Consider the following 2,318-nt stretch of genomic DNA (forward strand, 5'->3'; position numbering starts at 1 on the left):
CCGCGGCGGGAGGGGCGACGGCCCGTCCGGCTGTTCCAACAGGCGGCCGGTGTAGTCGGTGGTGCGGCCCAGCAGCTGCGGGCCGCCCGGCTCGCGGAAGGCGGGCACGATCCGGCGCAGGATGGTCATCTCGTCCGGGTCGACCGGTTCGCTCACGGCCAGCCGCGGCAGTGTCGACCGGTGCGCCCGTACGAGGTGCACCGCCTCCGTCAGGTCTCCTTCGGCCTGGCGCAGCGCCGCGGCGGCGGTGGGTTCGTGGTAGAGCCCGCCCTCGCCCATCACGCGGTCCACGGCGAGCCGGAACCGCGCGGTGATCTGCGCGGTCGAGGCCCATGGCGCCGGGGCGTGGTCGCGCGCCCGCCGGACGAGGTCCTCCGCGGCGAGAATGGCCTCCAGCCCGCCACGCGCTCCTGAGTAGCCCATCAGCCGTCCCTCCCTTCGATGACGCCTTCGACGGTGGTGCTACGCGGGATCCCGGCCATCCGCCCATCCGAGGTGATCAGCAGCAGGTCGACGCCGGCCGGGAACCCTACCACGACCTCTGCCCGCGCCGGGAGCAGACCGTCTACTCCGGACACTCGCGTCCGCCCCGGCACCCCGGGCCCGGACAGCACCCAGTCGCCGCCGTCCACGTCGGACACGTCCACGTCGGACACGGCGAGGTCGGACACGGCGAGGCACGCCAGCGCGCCCTCCTCCGGCGCGAGCGCGCTCCCCCGGCACAGCGCGCGCAGCTCGTCCGCGGTCACCGGCCGCATCGCAGCGACGAAGCGGGCCGCCGAAACGGGCACCGCCGGCGCGGAGGTGACCACGCCGACCAGCTCGGCCCAGTCCCCGCCGTCCTCGCTGCCGTCCAGCACCGCGATTCCGGTGCCCAGATCGGCCATCGCCAGCACCGGCAGCAGCACCGCGGGCGTCACGCCGAGCCGGTCCGGGGGCAGCGCGACGATCCGGCCGGGCCGGGCCAGCGCGGCCAGCACCGCGCGGAACACCTGCTGTGATTCGTCCGGCCGCAGCGTGGCCGCCGCGATTCGGTCCACGAGCGCTCCGGTCACGTCAGCTCCTCGAACTCGACGATCGTGGGCGCCAGCTGCGCCCATTCCTCGGCTTCCCGCTCCTCGCAGCGCCGGGCGACGTCCCGGCACAGCTGCTCGACCCGCGGCGAACACGGCCGCGCGGACTCCACCTCCGCGTCGAGCACCGCGGCTGCCAGCGCGGCGGCCCGGTCGTCGCCGAGCCGCATCGACCAGCCGCGCTGCCCCGCGAGCTCCACCTCGGCCCGGCAGGCCAGCACGTCACCGAGCAGGAACCGTTCCGCCAGCACGGGTTCGCGTACCTGAGCGGCGACCACACCCACCTCGGGGCCGACCAGCACCCGCACCGGGACGCCGTCGGCGAGGCACTCGTCGGCCAGCGCGACGAGTTCCTCCCGTTCGGCCTGCGCCAGCAGCGCGCACCGCTGCTCGCGGCTCAACACGTCGGTCATCGCTCATCCTCGGAAATCGTTTCGGTCATCTCGACGATCACGCGGACCGCGTCCGCCCTGGTCCACCCGGTGCCGCACATCAGCACTCGGTCGGTCGTGGCATCCCGGCTCACGCTTTCGGTGAGGTACGCGGGGGTGCTCGCCTCGATCCGCAGCGCCTGCAGCACCCTCGGCGGCGGCACATCGAGGCTCACCCGGCACCACGCCCGCACCGGGTGCACCCGGCCCATCTGCCGTAGCACCAGGTCGAGCGACTCGACCACGTGCACCGCCAGGTGCAGGTCGGCCACCACGTCGACCGGGATCCACTCCTCACCCCAGCTCGCCAGCAGGTCGTCGATGTAGTACTCGCGGACGACCCGGTGCGCGAGCGCACCCGGCTCCCGTTCGAGCCGCGCGGCCTCCGCCGCCGGCAGCCCCACTCGGTCCGCGGCCTTCACCAGCGACCGCGGCGTGGCCCCGGCGGCCTCCACCGTCTGGTGCCATGACGGTGGGAGGCTGCGTGAGATCACGTAGTCGATGCGGGAGTTGACGAAGGTCCCGGCGCCCTGGACCCGGCGGACCATCAGCCGCCGCTCCAGCTCCTGCAGCGCCGACCGGGCGGCTGCCCGGCCCACCCCGAACCGGCTGGCCAGCTCGGGTTCGCTCGCCACCCGGGTACCGGGCGCGGAACCGGCCAGCTCGGCGGCCAGCCGGTCGGCGATCTCCAGATACTTCGTCATGTCCAGCACGATGCTCGCGCAGCTTGTCCGGACAACTGCGCCGCCCGGAACGCGCAAGGCCGCCTAGGTGAACATTGCAAACAGTTATTCCCAAAAAACCTGTTCCTAAT

4 protein-coding genes are annotated in these 2,318 nt (G+C 73.6%); all 4 read right to left on the minus strand.

Features of this window, described 5'->3' with window-relative positions:
- The coding region (locus AC08ON_RS14785; protein ID WP_476617170.1) for a carbon-phosphorus lyase complex subunit PhnI at window positions 1-423 on the minus strand (423 nt) is incomplete at its 3' end.
- Window positions 423-1,055, minus strand: coding sequence for a phosphonate C-P lyase system protein PhnH (locus AC08ON_RS14790; protein WP_476608056.1), 633 nt, complete (start codon window positions 1,053-1,055; stop codon window positions 423-425). The genes AC08ON_RS14785 and AC08ON_RS14790, both read right to left, overlap by 1 nt.
- Window positions 1,052-1,486: a phosphonate C-P lyase system protein PhnG gene (locus AC08ON_RS14795; protein WP_476608055.1), complete on the minus strand. Its 435-nt coding sequence runs from the start codon at window positions 1,484-1,486 to the stop codon at window positions 1,052-1,054. Before AC08ON_RS14795 ends, AC08ON_RS14790 begins: the two co-directional genes overlap by 4 nt.
- Complete coding sequence (locus tag AC08ON_RS14800; protein WP_476608054.1) at window positions 1,483-2,208, minus strand: GntR family transcriptional regulator; 726 nt, start codon at window positions 2,206-2,208, stop codon at window positions 1,483-1,485. Before AC08ON_RS14800 ends, AC08ON_RS14795 begins: the two co-directional genes overlap by 4 nt.
- Window positions 2,209-2,318: the final 110 nt, after the last annotated feature.

This window comes from Frankia sp. CoWAU3 (genome assembly GCF_977971855.1).